The 18204-nt window shown below is 67.1% G+C and carries 17 protein-coding genes; 8 read left to right on the forward strand and 9 right to left on the reverse strand.

The features are described from left to right. The first annotated feature begins 2 nt into the window (after nucleotides 1-2). The 4 genes from PT85_RS05730 to PT85_RS05745 are packed head-to-tail and all read left to right on the forward strand — an operon-like array spanning nucleotide 3 to nucleotide 5118. Nucleotides 3-587 carry a type II secretion system protein gene (locus tag PT85_RS05730; RefSeq protein WP_267958207.1) on the forward strand — a complete coding sequence of 195 codons (585 nt, stop codon included), beginning with the start codon at nucleotides 3-5 and terminating at the stop codon, nucleotides 585-587. A 1-nt stretch (nucleotide 588) separates the two neighbouring features. After that, a complete protein-coding gene (locus tag PT85_RS05735; RefSeq protein ID WP_052237614.1) occupies nucleotides 589-1509 on the forward strand; it encodes a PilW family protein in 921 nt (306 codons plus the stop codon). Further along, nucleotides 1499-1897, forward strand: coding sequence for a hypothetical protein (locus tag PT85_RS05740; RefSeq protein ID WP_039606156.1), 399 nt, complete (start codon nucleotides 1499-1501; stop codon nucleotides 1895-1897). The genes PT85_RS05735 and PT85_RS05740 overlap by 11 nt, the downstream gene beginning before the upstream one ends. Then, entirely contained in the window at nucleotides 1894-5118 is a 3225-nt protein-coding gene (locus tag PT85_RS05745) for a DUF6701 domain-containing protein (protein WP_139181993.1), read from the forward strand. Before PT85_RS05740 ends, PT85_RS05745 begins: the two co-directional genes overlap by 4 nt. Before the next feature lie 135 nt (nucleotides 5119-5253). On the opposite strand, the gene PT85_RS05750 is transcribed toward PT85_RS05745, so the two are convergent. The 3 genes from PT85_RS05750 to PT85_RS05760 all read right to left on the reverse strand — a co-directional run bounded on the left by PT85_RS05750 (nucleotide 5254) and on the right by PT85_RS05760 (nucleotide 6899). Then, the gene (locus PT85_RS05750; RefSeq protein WP_039606158.1) at nucleotides 5254-5679 is read right to left on the reverse strand and encodes a DUF2141 domain-containing protein; all 426 of its coding nucleotides are present in this window, start codon (nucleotides 5677-5679) and stop codon (nucleotides 5254-5256) included. 13 nt (nucleotides 5680-5692) lie between these two features. Then, nucleotides 5693-6052: a VanZ family protein gene (locus PT85_RS05755; RefSeq protein WP_052237615.1), complete on the reverse strand. Its 360-nt coding sequence runs from the start codon at nucleotides 6050-6052 to the stop codon at nucleotides 5693-5695. Nucleotides 6053-6176: 124 nt separating this feature from the next. Then, complete coding sequence (locus tag PT85_RS05760; RefSeq protein WP_027591215.1) at nucleotides 6177-6899, reverse strand: SIMPL domain-containing protein; 723 nt, start codon at nucleotides 6897-6899, stop codon at nucleotides 6177-6179. A gap of 65 nt (nucleotides 6900-6964) precedes the next feature. Between PT85_RS05760 and PT85_RS05765 the strand changes: the two genes are divergently transcribed. The 3 genes from PT85_RS05765 (at nucleotide 6965) to PT85_RS18640 (ending at nucleotide 11435) form a co-directional block, all read left to right on the forward strand. Continuing rightward, nucleotides 6965-7906 (forward strand): class I SAM-dependent methyltransferase, encoded by a 942-nt coding sequence (locus tag PT85_RS05765; protein WP_039560412.1) that lies wholly within the window; start codon nucleotides 6965-6967, stop codon nucleotides 7904-7906. 647 nt (nucleotides 7907-8553) lie between these two features. Continuing rightward, complete coding sequence (locus tag PT85_RS17470; RefSeq protein ID WP_139182006.1) at nucleotides 8554-9618, forward strand: methyl-accepting chemotaxis protein; 1065 nt, start codon at nucleotides 8554-8556, stop codon at nucleotides 9616-9618. A 197-nt stretch (nucleotides 9619-9815) separates the two neighbouring features. Then, nucleotides 9816-11435 carry a methyl-accepting chemotaxis protein gene (locus PT85_RS18640; RefSeq protein WP_039560410.1) on the forward strand — a complete coding sequence of 540 codons (1620 nt, stop codon included), beginning with the start codon at nucleotides 9816-9818 and terminating at the stop codon, nucleotides 11433-11435. Between the two features lie 117 nt (nucleotides 11436-11552). On the opposite strand, the gene PT85_RS05780 is transcribed toward PT85_RS18640, so the two are convergent. Both PT85_RS05780 and PT85_RS05785 read right to left on the reverse strand, forming a co-directional pair. After that, a complete protein-coding gene (locus tag PT85_RS05780; RefSeq protein WP_039606159.1) occupies nucleotides 11553-12455 on the reverse strand; it encodes a prenyltransferase in 903 nt (300 codons plus the stop codon). Nucleotides 12456-12534: 79 nt separating this feature from the next. Beyond that, on the reverse strand, nucleotides 12535-12957 hold the full coding sequence (locus PT85_RS05785) for a MerR family DNA-binding protein (protein WP_027591904.1): 423 nt from the start codon (nucleotides 12955-12957) through the stop codon (nucleotides 12535-12537). A gap of 68 nt (nucleotides 12958-13025) precedes the next feature. Between PT85_RS05785 and PT85_RS05790 the strand changes: the two genes are divergently transcribed. Beyond that, nucleotides 13026-13658: a cation transporter gene (locus PT85_RS05790; protein ID WP_039560406.1), complete on the forward strand. Its 633-nt coding sequence runs from the start codon at nucleotides 13026-13028 to the stop codon at nucleotides 13656-13658. Nucleotides 13659-13812: 154 nt separating this feature from the next. Here the strand turns inward: PT85_RS05790 and PT85_RS05795 are convergent, their stop codons facing one another. The 4 genes from PT85_RS05795 to mnmC all read right to left on the reverse strand — a co-directional run bounded on the left by PT85_RS05795 (nucleotide 13813) and on the right by mnmC (nucleotide 18188). Next, nucleotides 13813-14904, reverse strand: coding sequence for a TRAP transporter substrate-binding protein (locus PT85_RS05795; RefSeq protein ID WP_039560405.1), 1092 nt, complete (start codon nucleotides 14902-14904; stop codon nucleotides 13813-13815). Between the two features lie 156 nt (nucleotides 14905-15060). After that, entirely contained in the window at nucleotides 15061-15816 is a 756-nt protein-coding gene (locus tag PT85_RS05800) for a sulfite exporter TauE/SafE family protein (RefSeq protein WP_039606160.1), read from the reverse strand. 52 nt (nucleotides 15817-15868) lie between these two features. Continuing rightward, nucleotides 15869-16135 carry a metal-sensing transcriptional repressor gene (locus tag PT85_RS05805; protein WP_027590379.1) on the reverse strand — a complete coding sequence of 89 codons (267 nt, stop codon included), beginning with the start codon at nucleotides 16133-16135 and terminating at the stop codon, nucleotides 15869-15871. A gap of 88 nt (nucleotides 16136-16223) precedes the next feature. After that, complete coding sequence (mnmC, locus tag PT85_RS05810) at nucleotides 16224-18188, reverse strand: bifunctional tRNA (5-methylaminomethyl-2-thiouridine)(34)-methyltransferase MnmD/FAD-dependent 5-carboxymethylaminomethyl-2-thiouridine(34) oxidoreductase MnmC (RefSeq protein WP_039606161.1); 1965 nt, start codon at nucleotides 18186-18188, stop codon at nucleotides 16224-16226. Between the last annotated feature and the right edge of the window lie 16 nt (nucleotides 18189-18204).

Genomic DNA, 18204 nt, shown 5'->3' on the forward strand with positions numbered 1-18204 from the left:
GTATGCGCCCCCTGTGGGAGCGGACTTTTCCGCGAGTTGCTGGGTTCGGTGCGCACCGCATCGCGGACAAGTCCGCTCCCACGGTTCCTTGCGAGCTCCGGCCGCCGGTGGCGGGCCCGTGCGCCAGCCATGCGGCCAGCCAGCGCGGCATGACCCTGGTCGAGCTGATCCTCACCATCGTCATCGTTGGCATCGCCGCCACCGCGCTGTTCAGCGCCATGGCCTCGATCACCGCGCGTTCCGCCGATCCCATGCTGCGCCAGCAGAGCCTGGCGATTGCCGAGGGGTATCTGGAAGAGATTCTGTTGCAGGACTATGCATCCGCCCCAGATCCCTGCACCGGACGAGCCTGTTTCAACGATGTGCGGGACTACCACGATCTGGACGACCGTCCGCCCCGGGATATGAACAACGATGTGATTCAGGGGCTGGACAACTACCGGGTGGAAGTGGACATCGCCGCCCGGAGCGGGACGGAAGGCCTGGGGCCGATCGGGCATAAAGTCCCGGCCCTGCATATCCGCGTCACCGTCACCGACCCAGCCGGAGGCACACTGAGCCTCGATGGCTATCGGGCGGAATACTGACATGCGCCTTTCACCCCGTAGGGTGGACAACGTTGTCCTGTCCACCAGGCCGCCGCTCCAGGGCAACCCACAAGCCACCCCGCTTCGGAAACAGCACGGCTTCACCCTGGTCGAGCTCGTGCTGGTCATCGCCCTGGCCGGCGTCGTGGCGGTGATGATCTCCACCGTGCTCTCCCGCCCGTTGCAGGGCTTCGTGGATCAAAGTCGCCGCGCGGAACTGACCGATCAGGCCGCGACGGCATTGAACCGCATGGCCAGGGATATTCGGATGGCGGTGCCCAATTCCATGCGGGAATCGCCCGGAACAAACGGGCTGGATTTCGTGCCGCTGCACGAGGTTGGGCGCTACCAGGGCAGCCTGGACGAACACGGTGTTCTGCACGATCCGCCGATATGTGACACCGACCCTTGTCGTATCAGCATGGTTACCGATCTGGAAGCGGCATCTGTCGCCGAGTCGCGTTGGCTGGTGATTTACAACCTAGGCGCCGAGTCGGGTGGTGTGCCTGTGGATGGCCAGAATCTTTGGGCATATCAGGCTCCAGGTGTGGTCACCCCCTCCAACGCGCGGTTTGAACTGGATGTATCAGGTTCCTCGCAACGTCTGGTCGTGAAGGACGCAATCGGTTTCCGCTTTGCCTTTGCTTCTCCGCAACGTCGCCTATATCTGGCGCGCGAGGCGGTGCGCTACCGCTGCGATCTTGCTACGGGAGTGTTATGGCGGGAGACCTTCGACACGCTGGATCTGACGAAACCGCCCCTGAGTCGTACACCGTTGGCCGACAGCGTCTCCCACTGCGCTTTCACCTACCAGCACGGCACGCACACCCGCAACGCCCTTATCACCCTGCGTTTGTCCCTGAGCAAGGGCGGCGAAACCATCAGCCTCGTCCAGCAGGTCCACGTCGACAATGCACCCTGACTTCGCTCCCGCCCAACGCGGCTTCGGCCTGGTCGCCGCGCTGTTTCTGATTCTGGTCATCGCCGGCGTGATCGCCGCCATGGCCCGTCTGGCTGCGACCCAGCACAGCACCAGCAGCCTGGCGCTGCAGCAGGCCCGCGCCTACCAGGCGGCACGGGCGGGGCTGGAGTGGGGGATTTCTCAGTTCGTGAATCAGAAAACCTGTGCGATGAGTCTGGAGCTCTTTGCCTTGGATGCATTCGAGGTAACGGTGCAGTTCATACCCCGGCCGCCGGAAGCGGGAGTGGTGTTATGCACGGTATGGGCCACGGCCGAGTACTCCACTCCGGGCAGCCCGGACCATGTACACCGTAAGCTGGAAGCTGTTCTGGAAGAGGACGCACCGTGACGACTCGTTCTTTACTCCCCGGACTTGTCGGCCTGTTCGCCTGCCTGTTCGCCTCGCTCGCCCAGGCCGCCCTGCAATGCACGCAGGTCTTTCCGGGCGGCATCCAGAGCCATTCGCCCACGGGCTTCATCCAGATGGGCTACAAGTCGCGGGTCTATGGTAGCGGCCCGACACTGAACGCCCCCACCGTTACCCACACCCATTCGTGGGGGGATCAGGTGGGACTGTGCGATGGGGTCAAATGCACTGCGACCGGGAAACATGCCGCCAGTTCGGCCCCTGCCTTTCAGACAGGCTCCTTGATGCCGGGCATTTTCCGCACTGGCAACGCAGTGGATGGTCCTCTAGCTACGGAAAGCGGAAAGGAGCTGTCGAAGATCGCGGGCGACTACGGCGCGGTTACCGTGGCTCAGGAATCGACCCTGCGCTTCACGAGCATTGGAGGAACCTACCTCATGCGTGGCGTTACGACACGCTACAAGTCCGCCCTGGAATTTGCTCCCGGCGAGTATTGGGTAGACGGTTCCTTTACCAACGCCGAGCAGACTGTCATCCGTCCGCAAGTCGGTAGCGCCGGGGTGGTGCGCCTGTATGTGAGAGGCAGTTTCAAGTCCGGCTACATGCGCTTCGAGGGATTCTCGCCGGGACAGATCGAGCTTTACGTACAGGGCGACGTGCAGGTTGGCGAGAACTTCCGGTTTCCCGGTTCCATCCATGCCACTGGCAAAGTCGAATTCGGAACCCACGCGAAAGTGGAAGGTGGTGTATTCGCCCGGCAGTTCGCCAAGGGCAACTCGGCGACTATCACCTACGCGGAGGGCACAGAGGATCGCTATATGGGCATCCTCAGGCCTGACTACAACGCCACTTTCGAGCTGGGCACCGGCAGCTACTGGATCGACGGCGACCTGGATGCCAGTGTTGCCAGCCGGATTCGCAAGTTACCGGGCGCCGGGACGGTGCGCCTGTTTGTGAGGGGCGACATTCAACTGGCCTATGCTGCCCAGTTCGAGGGCTTCGCACCCGGCGAACTGCTGATGTACGCCACCGGTGATATCACCCTAAACAGCCAGAAGGACATTCCCGCCTTTGTCTATGCCGCGGGCGATGTCCGGATCAACTTCAGCGGCGGCGCCCGCTACCGCGGCGGTATAACCGGGCGCAATGTCTACATTGGGCAAGAGTCCATTGTTGAGTACGTGGATCCTGTGGACTTGGGGGATCTATGTGATAACTCGGGTGGCCATGTTGTCGACCATTACCGACTTTCGTTTTCTACCCCGCAATTCAGTTGCGAACCCATCCCGGTGCTCATCCGTGCCTGCGCCGACGCCAGCTGTTCCCGCACTGTGCCCGTGACCAAAAACCTGACCTTGACGCCGGCCAATCGCTGGCTCGGCAACGGTACGGTGACCTTTGTGGATAGCGACACGGCCACCGCGTATCTGAAACGGATACCCGGCCTGCTGCAGCTGGGGTTGGTTGGCGAACCCTATCGCTGCAACCGCGGGGACTGTGGGCTGGAAATTCTGGAGAGCGGCTTCGCGATTCGTGTTCCTGCCCTGATTGCCGGCCAGCAGGTGGCCGCCGAGGTGCAAGCGATGCGCCTGGACGAGAGCAGTGGCGCCTGCGTGGCGGACGGTAGCTTCGCCAGCAGCGAGCGGACGGTGGCGCTCTGGTCGGCCTACAGTGCGCCGGACAGCGGATCTCGGGTGGTGTTGATTGCCGGCGGCAGCATCGGTACGCATGCTGGCGACGCCAGCCTGAGAACCCTGCGCTTCGATGCCCAGGCGCGCAGCGGGTTCCCGATCCGCTATGACGATGCCGGGGCCTTGGATCTGCACGTCCGCTATCTGGGCAGCGGGGCGGAAGACGGGCTCGACATGCAAGGCAGCACGACCGTCGTATCCCGGCCCTACGGGTTCTGCATCGAGACGGGCGCATACCTTTCGGGGTGCAGCGATGCCGATTGTCCGCTGTTCGCGCCGGCTGGGAATACCGTGCGTGCTGGTGACCCCTTCGACCTGCGTATCACCCCGGTGGCGCTGCCAGCCGATGGCAATCTCTGTGCGGCGCAGCCGACCCCGAATTTCACCGGCCCGCTGGAGCTGCGCGCACTCGTTCAGGAGCTGGACGATGGCGTCGACGGCCCGTTGGAGATCGACCGTTACGCCCATCCCTTGGGCGGGCGTCACGAGCTGCAGCAGAAGCTGCACGAGGTGGGCATCTTCTCTATCGAGGTGCACAGCACCGGCTATCTTGGCGGCTCGGACTTCATGAGCCAAAGCGCTCCTTTTGGGCGCTTCGCACCGGCCTATCTTCAGGCGCGCCTCAACACGCCGGAGCTCAAGGCCGGATGTGTGTCGGCGACGGGCTCCTTCAGCTACCAGGACCAGCCCATCGAGTACGCTGTGACGCCCGAGCTCACGATCACAGGCAAGAGCAGCAACGGGGCAGTGACGCGCAACTATGACCGGGGCGCTTTCTGGAAGCTGGGGGATACCCTGGCCCCGACCCTGGGTTTTGCTCCGGGCCAGGTGCAGGATGCCTCGCGGTTATCCGGTTCCGGCGACTTCAAGGTGATACCCGACGCTACGTCGGGTGATGGTGAAAAGGCTTACCTGCTCACGGCGGGCCACATGGTCTACCAGCGTGCCGGCACCGGTCCCGCGGCCAGCGATGTGCCCTTTTCGCCGAATCTGCTGATGATGATTGCCGCCGGGCAATTGAGTGACAGCGATGGAACCCGCCACGGTGCGGGCAGTGGTGCGGATTTCGTATCCGAGCCATTCGGCTTCCAGACGCCGGGCGGCGAGATCCGCCTAGGCCGAATCCGTGTGGGTAGCGCCCATGGCCCCGAGCACGCACCGCTGGATCTGCCCTATCAGGTGGAAACCTGGCAGTCCGGCAATGCCTTCGTGCCGGATGGCAGCGATGCCTGCGCGGTGATCACCGGTGTGCAGTTGGGTTCGTACACCGGACAACTGGAGGGCAAAACCCAGGCGCAGGTTTCAGCGCTGGCCCAGGGCAGGGGCGTGATCCGCCTGACCGCTCCCGGCCCGGGTGGCGAAGGGAGCGTAGTCGTCACGCCGCAGGTCCCCGACTGGCTGACATACGACTGGAAGGGCGATGGCTTCGAGAACCCCAGCGGCCTAGCCACCTTCGGCATCTACAAGGGAAACGAGAAGATCATCTTCCGCCGCGAGGTGATCGGGCGCTGAGCTGGGTTGTGAACGAAGTTCGGCAATCCGGCCTGCCTTCCGTGGAGTCAACTTCAGTCGCGATGCGCGTGGGCCGGGGCGCACAAAAGCATCGCGGCTGAAGCCGCCCCTAAAGGTCCGGAGGCCGGCACCGCCTTAGTACCTCACCTCCAAGACCACCCGATTCTCCCCACCCTCCACCACCTCGAACGCACTGTCCTCGAAGCTCGGCGGGCCCATCACCGTGGGGTTGTTGGACAGCGCGTAGCCTTCGGTGGGGAACATGCCGAAGCGGCGGTTGAGTTCGCCGTTACCGTCCTCGTCGTGGTAGGCCATGATCGCGTAGCGGCCGGCGGGCAGGTTTTCCAGGGTCAGGGTGGCAGTGCCCGGGGTGGCCGGCAGCTTGTGCACCTGGAACGCCTGCGGTTCCTTGCGGAAGGTCTTGGGATCCTGGTACAGGCCGACGCTCAGCTCACCGCGGTCGTGCTGGATGCCGGTCAGTTCGATGGTCAGTCGGTTGTCGGCCAAGGCGGTGGCGCTGGCGAGCAGGGCGGGGAGCAGGAGGAAGACTAGGCGGAACATGGTGGTAGGTCCTTCAAGGGTGGGAAACACGGGGGCGCAGCACAACGTAAGCCAGCACGCCGAGGGCGATGCCCAGGCCATCGGCCAGCAGGTCGGCCCATTCGGCGAACCGGTAGCCGGTCAGGCCCTGCAGCAGCTCGATGAGCACGCCATAGCCGAGCAGGCCCGCCGTGATCATCAGCCAGCGGCCGCGCAGCGCCATGCAGCCCAGAAACGCCAGGCTGGCAAAGGCCAGCAGGTGGTTGCCCTTGTCCCAGCCGGTGCTCAGGCGTGGGTCGGGATCGGGAAGCAGGGCGAGTACCAGCACGGCAAGCAGGCAGGCGGTGAAGGCCAGGCGCCAGAGCGAAAGGGGAATGCGGTGGAGCAGGTGCATGGGTGGTCCTTGCGGTGAAAGCGGAAGCAGCGGGTACAGGCGGCGGGTGTATTCCGGCCGGCGTGAGGCCGGCCCTACAGGGTAGTGCCCCACAGGGACGGTCGCCCACCGGGGCCGCTTCGCATCACTCCAGGGCGAACTGGAAGGTACTGACCACACGCAGGCGCTTGCCGATGGTGCGCGAGCTGTCCATGTCGCTGCCGTCGTCGTCGAGTACGCGGATCACGCCCTGGTTGGCGTTTCTCAGATCGCCCAGGGTGGCGCCGGCGTCGGCGGCGAATTTGGCGGCCTGTTCGCGGGCGTTGCGGGTGGCTTCTTCGAGGAGCTGCGGTTTGACTTCGTTGAAGCCGCGCAGTTGGTAGCGGGGTCCGGCGAAGCCGTCGGGGTTCTCCAGCTGGATGCCGGCCTGGATCAGCGGATCGCTGGCGTTGGCGGCCTTGGCCACGGCATCCACGCGGGAGGACTTCACCAGCACCTGTCCCTGGCCGGTGAAGCGCAGCGCCACGTCGCTGTTGCCCCATTCGCGGGCCAGCAGGTCCTGCACCTGCAGTGGGCGCACCTCGATCTCCTCGGCGGTAAAGCCCTGCTCGCTCAGGAAGGCGACCACCCGCTGGCGGTCCGCGGCCAGCTGGCGCTGCACTTCGTCGAAACTCGATCCGCCCCGGCGGAAGCCCAGGGTCCAGATGGCGAAGTCGCTCTTCACGTCCAGCTCGGCCAGCCCCTTCACGGTCACCGAACGGTCTGCCAGGCGAAAACGCTCGATACCCTGGCCCACTGACCAGCCAGCGAAGGCCAACGCGGCTCCGAGGATAAGGGCGGGGACGATTCCGAAACGGGTCACGGGCATGGTGGCTCTCCGGTAGGCAGCGAGGCGAGTACAATGCCGGCTTTTTTTTGCAGGTGCCACCGCCAATGAACCCCGACGCCCTCGCCACACTGGAGCAGTGTGTGCTCGATGCGCTGGTCTCGCCGCCCGCCGAGACCCGCCGCCTGCTGCATGGTCGCGGCCGTTGCTGGCCGGGTCTGGAGCAGCTTACGGTCGACTGGCTGGAAGGCGTGTTGCTGGTGTCGCTGTTCCGCGAGCCGGAGGGCGACGGCCTTGAGGCGCTGCGCGCGCTGCTGCTGCGCCTAGGCGAGTCGGCTGCCTGGCAGGGCAGCGGTGCCCGTCATCTGTTGCTGCACCTGCGTTACCAGCCCGGCAGCCCGACCGAGTTCCTGGTTGGCGAGGCACTGGACGGCTGGCAGATCACCGAGGACGGCCTGCGCTACCAGCTGGATCTGGGCCGCAAGCAGAACAGCGGGCTGTTCCTCGACATGCGCTACGGGCGCCGCTGGGTGCGCGACAACGCGGCCGGCAAGCGAGTGCTCAACCTCTTCGCCTACACCTGCGGCTTCTCGGTGGCGGCCCTGGCCGGCGGCGCCGAGCGGGTGGTCAACCTGGACATGGCTGGCGCCGCCCTGGCGCGTGGCCGGGACAATCACCGACTCAACGGTCATGACCTGGGGCGGGTGAGCTTTCTGCCCCATGAACTGTTCAAGTCCTGGGGCCGGGTGCGCCGGGAAGGGCCGTATGACCTGGTCATCATCGACCCGCCCAGCTTCCAGAAGGGCAGCTTCGCGCTGACCCGCGACTACGCCAAGATCCTGCGCAAGCTGCCGGAATTGCTGACGCCGGGCGGTGGGGTGCTGGCTTGCATCAACGCGCCGGACATCGACGCCGCTTTCCTGATCGAGGGTATGGCCAGCGAGGCGCCGAGCCTGCGCTTCGAGCAGCGGCTGGAGAACCCGCCGGAGTTCGCCGATATCGATCCGCACGGTGGATTGAAGGCACTGGTTTTCCGCGACGCGTCGTGACATGCGTCAAGTTTTGCCGTTTGTTTCCGATAAATGCCTTAACGGGCACGCCAGGCCCATTCGCCAGTACAAAAGGGGGAGTGATGGATAACCGCACGCAAACGCTCAAGGCGCGTCTGTGGCTGCTGGGCTGCGCCAGCGTGCTCGGGGTGCTGGTACTGGCAGCGGTGACGCTGTTCTATGCGCAGCGCGCCAAGGATCAACTGGTCGAGTTCGTGGAGCATCACGTGGCGCTCAGCCAGCTGGCTACCGAGACCTATGCCAACGGCCTGCAGATGGGGCAGGCGTTGCGCAACATCCTGATCGATCCTGCGAATCAACAGGCGTACAAGAACCATCAGGCGGCCCTGGAAAACCTTAATTCCGCCGGTGAGCGGCTGGTCGCCCTGTTGGCGAACGATCCTGAGCATGTCGCCGATGCCGAGACGCTGCGGCGCCACCTGCGTGCCTGGCCGCCGCTCCAGGCGCAAGTCATCGAGCGAGTCCGGGTCGGCGAGCTCATCGAGGCGCGCTTGCTGCTGGTCGAACAGGAAACCCCGGCCTGGCGCGCCCTGCGCGGTCCGTTGCTGGAACTGGTGAAGCAAAGCGACCAGGAAGCCGATGCCGGCTACGTGTCGCTGGTGGCCGGGCTCGATGCGTCTTCGCGCATGGCCCTGTTCATCAGCCTGGCCACCCTGCTGCTGGTGGCTGGCGCCACGCTGCTGGTCGGTCGTGGCGTCTTCCGTCAGGTGGGCGGCGAGCCCGCCGAGGCGGCGCTGGCGCTGCGCCGGATAGCCAATGGCGATCTCACCCAGAAGCTGCCGGTGGCGGCGGATGATCGCAGCAGCATCCTGTTCGCCACCCGCGAAATGCAGGAGCAGCTGGCCACGCTGATCGGACGCATCCAGGGTTCGGCCACCCAACTGGCGTCGGCCTCCGAGGAACTGCACGCGGTCACCGAGGACACCGCGCGCGGCATCGCTCGCCAGAACGACGAAGTCCAGCAGGCCGCCACGGCGGTCACCGAGATGTCCACCGCCGTGGACGAGGTGGCTGGCAACGCCACGCGTACCTCGACGGCGTCCAGCGACGCCGAGCAGGAAGCCCGCGACGGCCTGCGCCAGGTGGCGGCGACCCGCGAAAGCATCGACCAGTTGGGCGGCAAGCTCGGACAGACGGCGGCGACCGTCGAGCGGCTGGCCGCCGAGGCGGAGTCCATCGGCCAGGTGCTGGTGGTGATCCAGGCCATCGCCGACCAGACCAACCTGCTGGCCCTCAACGCGGCCATCGAGGCGGCCCGCGCCGGCGACGCCGGACGCGGCTTTGCGGTGGTGGCCGACGAGGTGCGCGGCCTGGCGCAGCGCACGCGCAGTTCGACCCAGGAGATCGAACGGATGATAGGCGCCATCCAGAGCGCCACCCAGGCTGCCGTCAGGGAAATGCATGAAAGCAGCGAAGTGGCCGCGCACAGCCAGGGCATGGCCGGGCAGGCCGACCAGGCCCTGGCGCGCATCGCCGAACGGGTCGGGCAGATCAACGAGATGAACCTGGTGATCGCCAGCGCCGCCGAGGAGCAGGCCCAGGTGGCCCGCGAAGTGGACCGCAACCTGGTGGCCATCCGCGACATCGCCCAGCAGAGCGCCGCCGGCGCCCAGCAGACCTCGGCCGCCAGCGACGAGCTGACGCGCCTGGCCACCGATCTGACCCGCCTGACCAGCCGCTTCCAGCTCTAGATCGAGTGGGGGTGCCGAAAATGGACTCAATTTTCGGCATCTCCTGCCGATAACGGCGCGTCGGACCCGCTGCGGCGGGCTACCAGAACCCTATAAACCGACTGCCAGCGTCTGCGTGTCCCCTCTGGGGAAGCTTCCGAGGGCCGAAGCGCCGATGTGCTTCGGCGTTTCGCCGTGTTCACTTCAAGGAGAAGGCCATGTTGCAAAACTGGACCATACGCACCCGTCTGCTGCTGCTGGTCGGCATGATGCTGCTCGGTACCCTGATCACTGGCGTGGTGTCGCTGGTCGCCCAGCAACGCAGCCTGGTGGGGCTGAACTCGATGTACCTGGACCGCGTCGTCCCGCTGCGCGAACTCAAGGTGGTGTCGGACATGTATGCCGTGCAGATTGTCGACGCCGCGCAGAAGGCCAATCTCGGCCTGATGTCCTACGAACAGGCGCTGGGTGATGTGGACAAGGCCCTGGCGGACATCGACCGGGCCTGGAAGCGTTACCTGGGTACCTTCCTGCTGGAGGACGAGCAGCAACTGGTGGCGCGTATCGAGCCGATGATGCAGGACCTGCGCGCCCCGCTGAGCAACCTGCGCGAGATCCTGCGCAGCAAGAACTCCTTCGACCTGCAGCAGTTCGTGGACACCGAGCTGTATGGCCGCATCGATCCGATCTCCGCGGCCATTAATGCCCTGATGGATGTCCAGCTGCAGGCGTCCCGTGCCGTGTACGACGAGTCCGTGGCCCGTTACGAAACCAACCAGCGGATCACCATCGGCGTCATCGTGGTGCTGCTGGCGCTCGGCGCGGGGCTGGCCGCGCTGCTGCTGCGCAGCATCATGGGCCCGCTGGATACGCTCAAGCAGGCCGCTGGCCGCGTGGCGGAAGGGGATCTGACCCAACCGCTGAACCCGGTCGGTCGTGACGAGATCACCGAGGTGCAGCGTTCGGTGCAGCAGATGCAGCAGAACCTGCGCGATACCCTGCAGCGCATCCAGGGCTCGGCCACCCAGCTGGCCTCGGCCGCCGAGGAGCTGCACGCGGTGACCGACGACACCGCGCGCGGCATCACCCGCCAGAATGACGAAGTGCAGCAGGCCGCCACGGCGGTCACAGAGATGTCCACCGCCGTGGACGAAGTGGCCGGCAACGCCACCCGCACCTCGACGGCCTCCGGCGAGGTCGAGCGCGAGGCCCGTGACGGTCTGCGCCAGGTGGCGGCGACCCGCGAGAGCATCGATCAGTTGGGCGGCAAGCTGGGCCAGACGGCAGCCACCGTCGAGCGTCTGGCGGCCGAGGCGGAATCCATCGGCCAGGTGCTGGTGGTGATCCAGGGCATCGCCGACCAGACCAACCTGCTGGCCCTCAACGCGGCCATCGAGGCGGCGCGTGCCGGTGAGGCAGGGCGCGGCTTTGCGGTAGTGGCCGACGAGGTGCGCAGCCTGGCGCAACGCACCCACAGCTCGACCCAGGAAATCGAGCGCATGATCGGCGCTATCCAGACCGCAACCCAGGCGGCGGTCCGGGAAATGCACGAAAGCAGCGAAGTCGCGACCCATAGCCAGGGCATGGCCGGGCGCGCCGACCAGGCGCTGGGACGCATCGCCGAACGCATCAGCCAGATCAACGAGATGAACCTGGTGATCGCCAGCGCCGCCGAGGAACAGGCCCAGGTGGCCCGCGAAGTGGACCGCAACCTGGTGACCATCCGCGACATCGCCCAGCAGAGCGCTGCCGGCGCCCAGCAGACCTCGGCAGCCAGCGACGAGCTGGCGCGCCTGGCCACCGACCTGAACCGGCTGACCAGTCGCTTCCAGCTTTGAGGGGTGTGTCGCCCTGCTTGCGGAAGGAGGGATTTCAACTGCGGCTCCGTTCGGGGTAGGGCGGTCAGCGTCGTTCTGGCCGCCAAGGTCTGGGGCGGCACCGCAGGTTCTGATGCGTCAGATCAGCAGCCCCACCGCCATCAGCAGCGGCGTTCCCACGCTGACTGCCGCGTTCAGCCCCAGCGCCGGCAGCAGGCGTTGCGGTTCCAGCGCATTGCGGCGCAGCAGCCAGGCGGCGCGCAGTGCCAGCGGCAGGGTCAGCAAGCCCAGCGCGGCGCCGGCCAGTTCGCGCTGCCACAGGGCCGCCAACAGCACGCCATAGGCCAGCAGCCAGTGCAGCAGCGCCACCCGCAGCGCTCCGGCAACACCGATCTGCATGGGCAGCGTGCGGCGGCCGGCGGCGCGGTCGGCGTCGATGTCGGGAATCTGGCTGAGCAGCAGCAGGTTGTTGCACAGCAGCAGCAGCGGCAGCAGGGTCAGCAGCAGGTCGCCACTGTCCAGCGGGCCGCCGAGCACCAGACGTGCGCCAAGCACCATCAGGGCGAAGCCGAGGCCCGGGGCGAACAGGCAGAGCCAGGGATGGCGGGTCAGCCAGGGGGTATACGCCAGCACCAGCAGCAGGCCGGCCAACCCCAGGGGCGCCAGGCTGGCAAACAGCTGCGGCTGGCGCAGCAGGAAGAACAGGCCGATCAGCGCGCAGGTCAATAGGCTGCCAATGCCCAACAGCAGGGTGCGGCCGAGCAACTGCGGATGCGCCACCAGCGTGCCGCTGCCACCGCTGAAGGCGGTGCGCCGGGTGCGCAGGTCCAGCCCGCTGCGGTAATCGCCGTACTCGTTGAGGGCGTTGACCGCCACGTGGGCAGCCAGCGCGCCAATCAGTACGAGGAGGGCTTCGCCGAACGGCAGCGATGCGGATGGAGCCGGCGGCAGGGACAGCGCCAGTCCGAGCGCCACGCAACTCAGCGTCAGCGGCAGAAAGCGCCCACGCGCCACGCCCAGCCAGGCCCAGGTTTCGCTCATTTCGATGTTCCTTTTCCGGTATCGGGAGGGCAGGGCCGCGCACTCTGCCAGCAAACCGCGCGGCCGGTATTGATGGGGCTCAGTCGTCCGGGTGCTGGCAGCAGTGGCGCTCGTCCAGTGCTTCGAGCAGCCGGCAGTGCTCGGCCTCGGCACTCGGGCAGTTGCCCAGCTTGCGCAGTTCCTGCTGCAGGTTCTGCAGGTCGCGGATGCGTGTCTCGATGGCATCCAGATGCTCGCGGACCATGCGGTCGGCGCTGGCGCAGGGTTGTTGCGGGTGGGCGGCCAGTTCCAGCAGTTCGCGGATTTCCTCCAGGCTGAAGCCCAGCTCGCGACCACGGCGGATGAAGCGCAGCCGGCGGACGTCCTCGGCGCGGTAGCTGCGGTAGCCGGACGGGGTGCGCTGGGGCGCGGGCAGCAGGCCGGAGCGCTCATAGAAGCGGATGGTCTCCACGTTGACGCCGCTTTGCTTGCTCAATGCGCCGATGGTGAGGGGAGTGGACATGGTCTTGACCCTGTAGCAACTACAGGCTTTAGCCTACGGCCAGTTCTGAAAAACACCAAGGAGACTCCATGGGAGCCAATTGCTGCAGTCACGCGACCGCGCTGCGGTCGGGCCGTTACCGGAAGATTTTGTGGATCGCGCTGGTGGTGAACTTCACCATGTTCGTGGTGGAAATCGGCGCCGGCTTCACGGCCGGGTCGGTATCCCTGCTGGCAGACTCGCTGGATTTCGCCGGCGACGCTGCCAACTACGGCATCAGTCTGCTGGTGCTGGGCATGGGGGTGGTGGCGCGGGCACGGGCCTCGCTGTTCAAGGCGCTGTGCATGCTGCTGTTCGGCATCGCGGTGCTGGCCACCGCCCTGTGGCATCTGGTCAGCGGCACGGTACCGAGCGCGCCGACCATGGGCGTAGTGGGCACCCTGGCGCTGCTGGCCAACGTCGGCGTGGCGGCGCTGCTCTACGCCTACCGCGAGGGCGACAGCAACATGCGCAGCGTCTGGCTGTGTTCGCGCAACGATGCGCTGGGCAACCTCGCGGTGCTGATGGCCGCGCTGGGCGTGTTCGGCACCGGCAGCGCCTGGCCGGACCTGCTGGTGGCCGGCATCATGGCCAGCCTGGCGACCAGTGCCGCGACGCAGATCCTGCTGCAGGCGCGCGGTGAGTTGAACGGTGAGCAGGCGCACGCCGGTCACCGGCACTGAGCTGCGGCTGCGCGCTTTCCTGTAGGAGCGGCAACAGCCGCGATGCTCTTTCGTGCAGGCCGGCGGTGCGGCGGTTGCGGGCGGTGGGGGATCAAAAAAAGCCCCGGTCTCTGGCGAGGCCGGGGCTTTGCTGTACATCCGGATCAGCGCGGCATCAGCGCCATTCGTAGATGTTCTTGTCGGTGGCTTCGCCCATCGGCGTGGCCAGCTCGCGGAACTGCTTCATGGAGGTCCAGATGCGCTGGTTCAGGTCGCTCTCGGCGGCGAACTTGTCCATCACCTGCTCGGATTGCTGTTGCAGCGCGGCGAGCACGGTGTCCGGGAACTTCTTCAGGATCACGCCCTGCTTCTGCAGTTCCTGCAGCGCCTTGGCGTTGTTGTAGACGTACTCGTCGATCATCAGCTGCAGCGAGCCCCGGGCGGCCTCTTCGAGGATCGCCTGCAGGTCGGCGGGCAGTTCATCCCAGGCGGCCTTGTTGATCAGCAGCTCGATGGCGGCCTGCGGTTCGGCCCAGCTCGGGTAGTAGTAGTACTTGGCGGCCTTGTGGATGCCGGAAGCCAGGTCGTTGTACGGGCTGACCCAGTCGGTGGCGTCGATCATGCCGGTCTGCAGGGCGGTGAACACCTCGCTGCCGGGGACGATGATCGGCGTGGCGCCGATGCTGCCGATGACTTCGCCGCCCAGACCCGGCATGCGGATCTTCAGGCCCTTGAGGTCGTCGACGCTGTTGATTTCCTTGTTGAACCAGCCGCCCATCTGCATGCCGGAGTTGCCGCCCAGCAACGGCTTCACGCCGTGCGGCGCGTAGGCTTCTTCCCACAGCTGCATGCCGCCGCCGTAGGTGACCCAGGAGTTGAACTCCATGGTGGTCAGGCCGAAGGGCACCGAGGTGAAGAACTGTGCTGCCGGCACCTTGCCCTTCCAGTAATAGGAGGGGCCGTGGCCCATCTGCGCGGTGCCGCGCGACACGGCATCGAACACTTCCAGGGCTGGCACCAGCTCGCCGGCGGCGTAGGTCTTGATGACCAGGCGGCCGTTGCTCATGCGCTCGACGCGCTTGGCGAAGTCATCGGCCCCGGTGCCCAGGCCCGGATAGTTCTTCGGCCAGGTGGTGACCAGTTTCCAGTGCACGGTTTCCACCGGCGCGGCGGCGGTGGCTTGTGATTGTTGTTCGTCCTTGCACCCGGCCAGGCCGAGAGCCAGCAGTAGCGCCGAAGTGGCACCGAACAGTTGGCGGCGATTCATCAGGAGTGTTCCCCTCGCGGAAGGTTGGGCCCCGCCCGGTCGGTTCCGGGGGCGGGGAGACCGCGGTCCGGTGCCGAATTGCCTGGGCGGAGCGAGGCAGAGCCCGCGTGCCAGAGGCTGCGGGCGTCGCGCACAATAATCCAGCGTTGGCGCGATTCACAAGCTCGCGAGCTTCTGCACCGCCATCGACAGGCTCACCAGCACCAGCATCAGGGCGAACAGCCGCTGCAGCAGCGTGCTGTTCAGGCGCTGCGCCAGCAGGTTGCCGGACAGCACGCCGATGGCGCCGCCCAGGGCCAGGCCGCCGAGCAGCGGCAGTGGCGGATTGGCGCCGGTGAGGTAGATCAGGAAGCCGCCGCCGCTGACCAGAGCGATCACCGCCATGGAGGTGGCCATGGCGCTGAGCAGCGGCAAGGGTGAGAACCACAGCAGCGCCGGCACGATCAGAAAGCCGCCGCCCACGCCCATCAGTCCGGACAGGGTGCCGACGCCGACGCCGATGGCCAGCAGCGGGCCCGGACGCAGCGGACCCGGATCGACGCGAGGCGGCTGCCCGCTGCTGCGCCACAGGCGCCAGGCGGACCACAGCACCAGCGCGCAGAAGGCGACGATCAGCGCGGTTTCCGGCACGAAGCGACCCAGCCACTGGCCCAGGGCATTGCCCGGCAGGCCAGCCACGGCCAGCAACACGACGGGGCGCCAGGCCACCTGGCCGAGGCGCGCGCGGGGGATGGCGCCGATCAGTGCGGACATGGCCACCGCGCCGAGGCTCACGCCGATGGCGTCGCGCAGCGGCAGGTGCAGGCTGAGCAGCAGGGGCAGGGCGACTAGGGAGCCGCCGGCGCCGGTCAGGCCCAGCAGCAGGCCGAGCACCAGCCCGATGCCCAGCGCTTCGGCCAGTAGAAGTTCCATCAGCGGGTCCCGGGGTGGAGGGGCAGCGTCATGCGGATACTGCCTCCGGGTATCAGGTGTATTTGGTGAAGATGGTGCGTACCCGGCTGAGCATCTGTGCATCGTCCCGCTCGGGGTCCAGCACGGTCTCTTCCAGCAGGCAAGCGAGCATCTCCTGATAGGCCTTGTCGAGCGCCTTGCGCGCCGCAGCGAACTGCTGGGCGACCGCCTCGCAGTCCTCGCCCCGGCGAATCATGCCCTGGATGCCGCGTATCTGGCCTTCGACGCGGGCCAGGCGCTTGAGCATGGCCTCTTGGTGCAACTGGATGGAATCGGGCATTTCTACTCCCTGGGGGTATTGGTGGCGAAGTGTACTGTCGGGCGCAACGACGCGGCAACGCGACAACGGACCGGTGGCGAGCCCTGGATCATCCGCCTTGTCCGCGCACCTGCTGCCGGAGCAGGAAGCGGTTGGGGTGGCAGGCCTCGGCAACCGCCACTGGCACCGGCAGGGGTTCGGCCTCCAGCCAGGCGGCCAGTAGCTCGCCGCACAGCGGCGCGGTCACCACGCCCCGCGAGCCGTGGGCCAGGTTCACATACAGGCCGTCCAGCCAGGGGCAGGGGATATCCGGCACCTGGCGCGCGTCGCGGGCCAGTACGGCATAGCAGTTGGCGAATGCCGCTGCGTCAGCCAGCGGGCCGACCAGGGGCAGATAGTCCGGGCTGGTGCAGCGGTAGGCGGCGCGGCCTTGCAGGCTCGCCGGATCGAGCTGGCCGGCGTCCAGGCGCGTGGCCAGCTCGGGCGCGATCTCGCGCAGGCGATTCAGGTTGCCGATGTGCTCCTCGGGGGTGACGCCCTGGAAGCGGTTGTGCAGGTCGAAGCTCGCACCCAGGGTGTGCTCGTCGCCGCGCGGCGGCGCCACATAGCCCTCGGCGCACAGTACGGTGCGCAGGGCGCGGCTCTCCGGCGTGGCGGGCACGCGGGTGATCTGGCCGCGAATGCGCTTGAGCGGCAGCGCGCGGGTCGGCTCGAAGGCGGTGGCGTCGGCGGCGTTGGCCAGCACCAGGATCGGTGCGGCGGCGAGCAGGCCGTCCGCACCGTGGGCCTGCCATGCGCCGGCTTCGCGGCGAATCGACAGCGCTTCGCGGCGCGTCAGCAGCTGGATGTTCGGGTGATGGGCCAGCAGCCGGCAGAGCGCCGGCGGGTGCGCCCAGCCGGCCTCCGGGTAGAAGAGGCCGCCGCAGGGCAGGGCGATGCCGGCACGTTGTTCGGCCTCCGTCTGGCTCATGGGCTGCAGCAGGCTGGGCGGGAAGGCTGCCGCCAGTTGCGCCTGGCGCTCGGCTTCCTTGGCATCGAAGGCCAGTTGCAGCACCCCGCAGGCGTCCCAGTCGACGCCACGTTCCAGGCGCTCCAGCAACCGGCGGGTGAAGCCGAAGCCGGCGAGCAGCAGGCGCGACAGCGGCGTGCCGTGCGCCGACAGCTTCAGGTAGAGCACGCCCTGCGGGTTGCCCGAGCCTTCCTCGGCGACTTCGCCGTGGCGCTCCAGCAGCGTCACCTGCCAGCCGCGCGCGGCCAGGCTGGCGGCGCTGGCGCAGCCGGCCAGCCCGGCGCCGATGATCAGCGCGCGGCGCGCGGCTGGGCGCGGTGGGCGGGCGAACCAGGGTTTGCCGCCCGGCGCCGGCTGGCCTTCATAAAGCCCGGCGAGCATTTCGCGCTTGTGGCCGAAGCCCTTGACCTTCTCCATGCGGAAGCCGGCCGCGATCAGGCCACGGCGCACCGTGCCGGCGCAGGTGAAGGTGGCCAGGCTGGCGCCGGGGGCGGACAGCCGCGCCAGCTGCGCGAACAGTTCGGGCGTCCACATCTGCGGGTTCTTGGCCGGGGCGAAGCCGTCGAGGAACCAGGCGTCCACCTGCGCCTCCAGCTGCGGCAGGCATTCCAGGGCGTCGCCGACCAGCAGGGTCAGCACCACCCGGCCGCCGTCGAACAGCAGCCGCTGAAAGCCCGGCTGGATGCCGGCGTACTGTTCGAGCAGCGGTGTGCTGAACGGGGCCAGCTCCGGCCACAGTGCCAGGGCGCGCCGCAGGTCATCCTGACCGAGCGGGTACTTCTCGACGCTGACAAAGTGCAGGCGCGCGCCAGCTGGCGCCTGCTCGGCGAACGCCTGCCAGGCGCAGAGGAAATTCAGGCCGGTGCCGAAGCCTGTCTCGCCGATGACCAGGCGGCCGTCGCTTTCCAGCGCGGCGCAGCGCTCGGCGATCCGGTTGTGACGCAGGAACACGTGGCGGCTTTCCTCCAGGCCGCTGGCGCGGGAGAAATACACGTCGCCGAACTGGCGGGACAAGGGCTGGCCCTGCTCGTCCCAGTCGAGCTGGGCCCGGGAACTCTCGGTCATGAATCTGGCTCCGCAA

The sequence above is a fragment of the Pseudomonas flexibilis genome (genome assembly GCF_000806415.1).
Taxonomy (GTDB): Bacteria; Pseudomonadota; Gammaproteobacteria; order Pseudomonadales; family Pseudomonadaceae; genus Serpens; species Serpens flexibilis.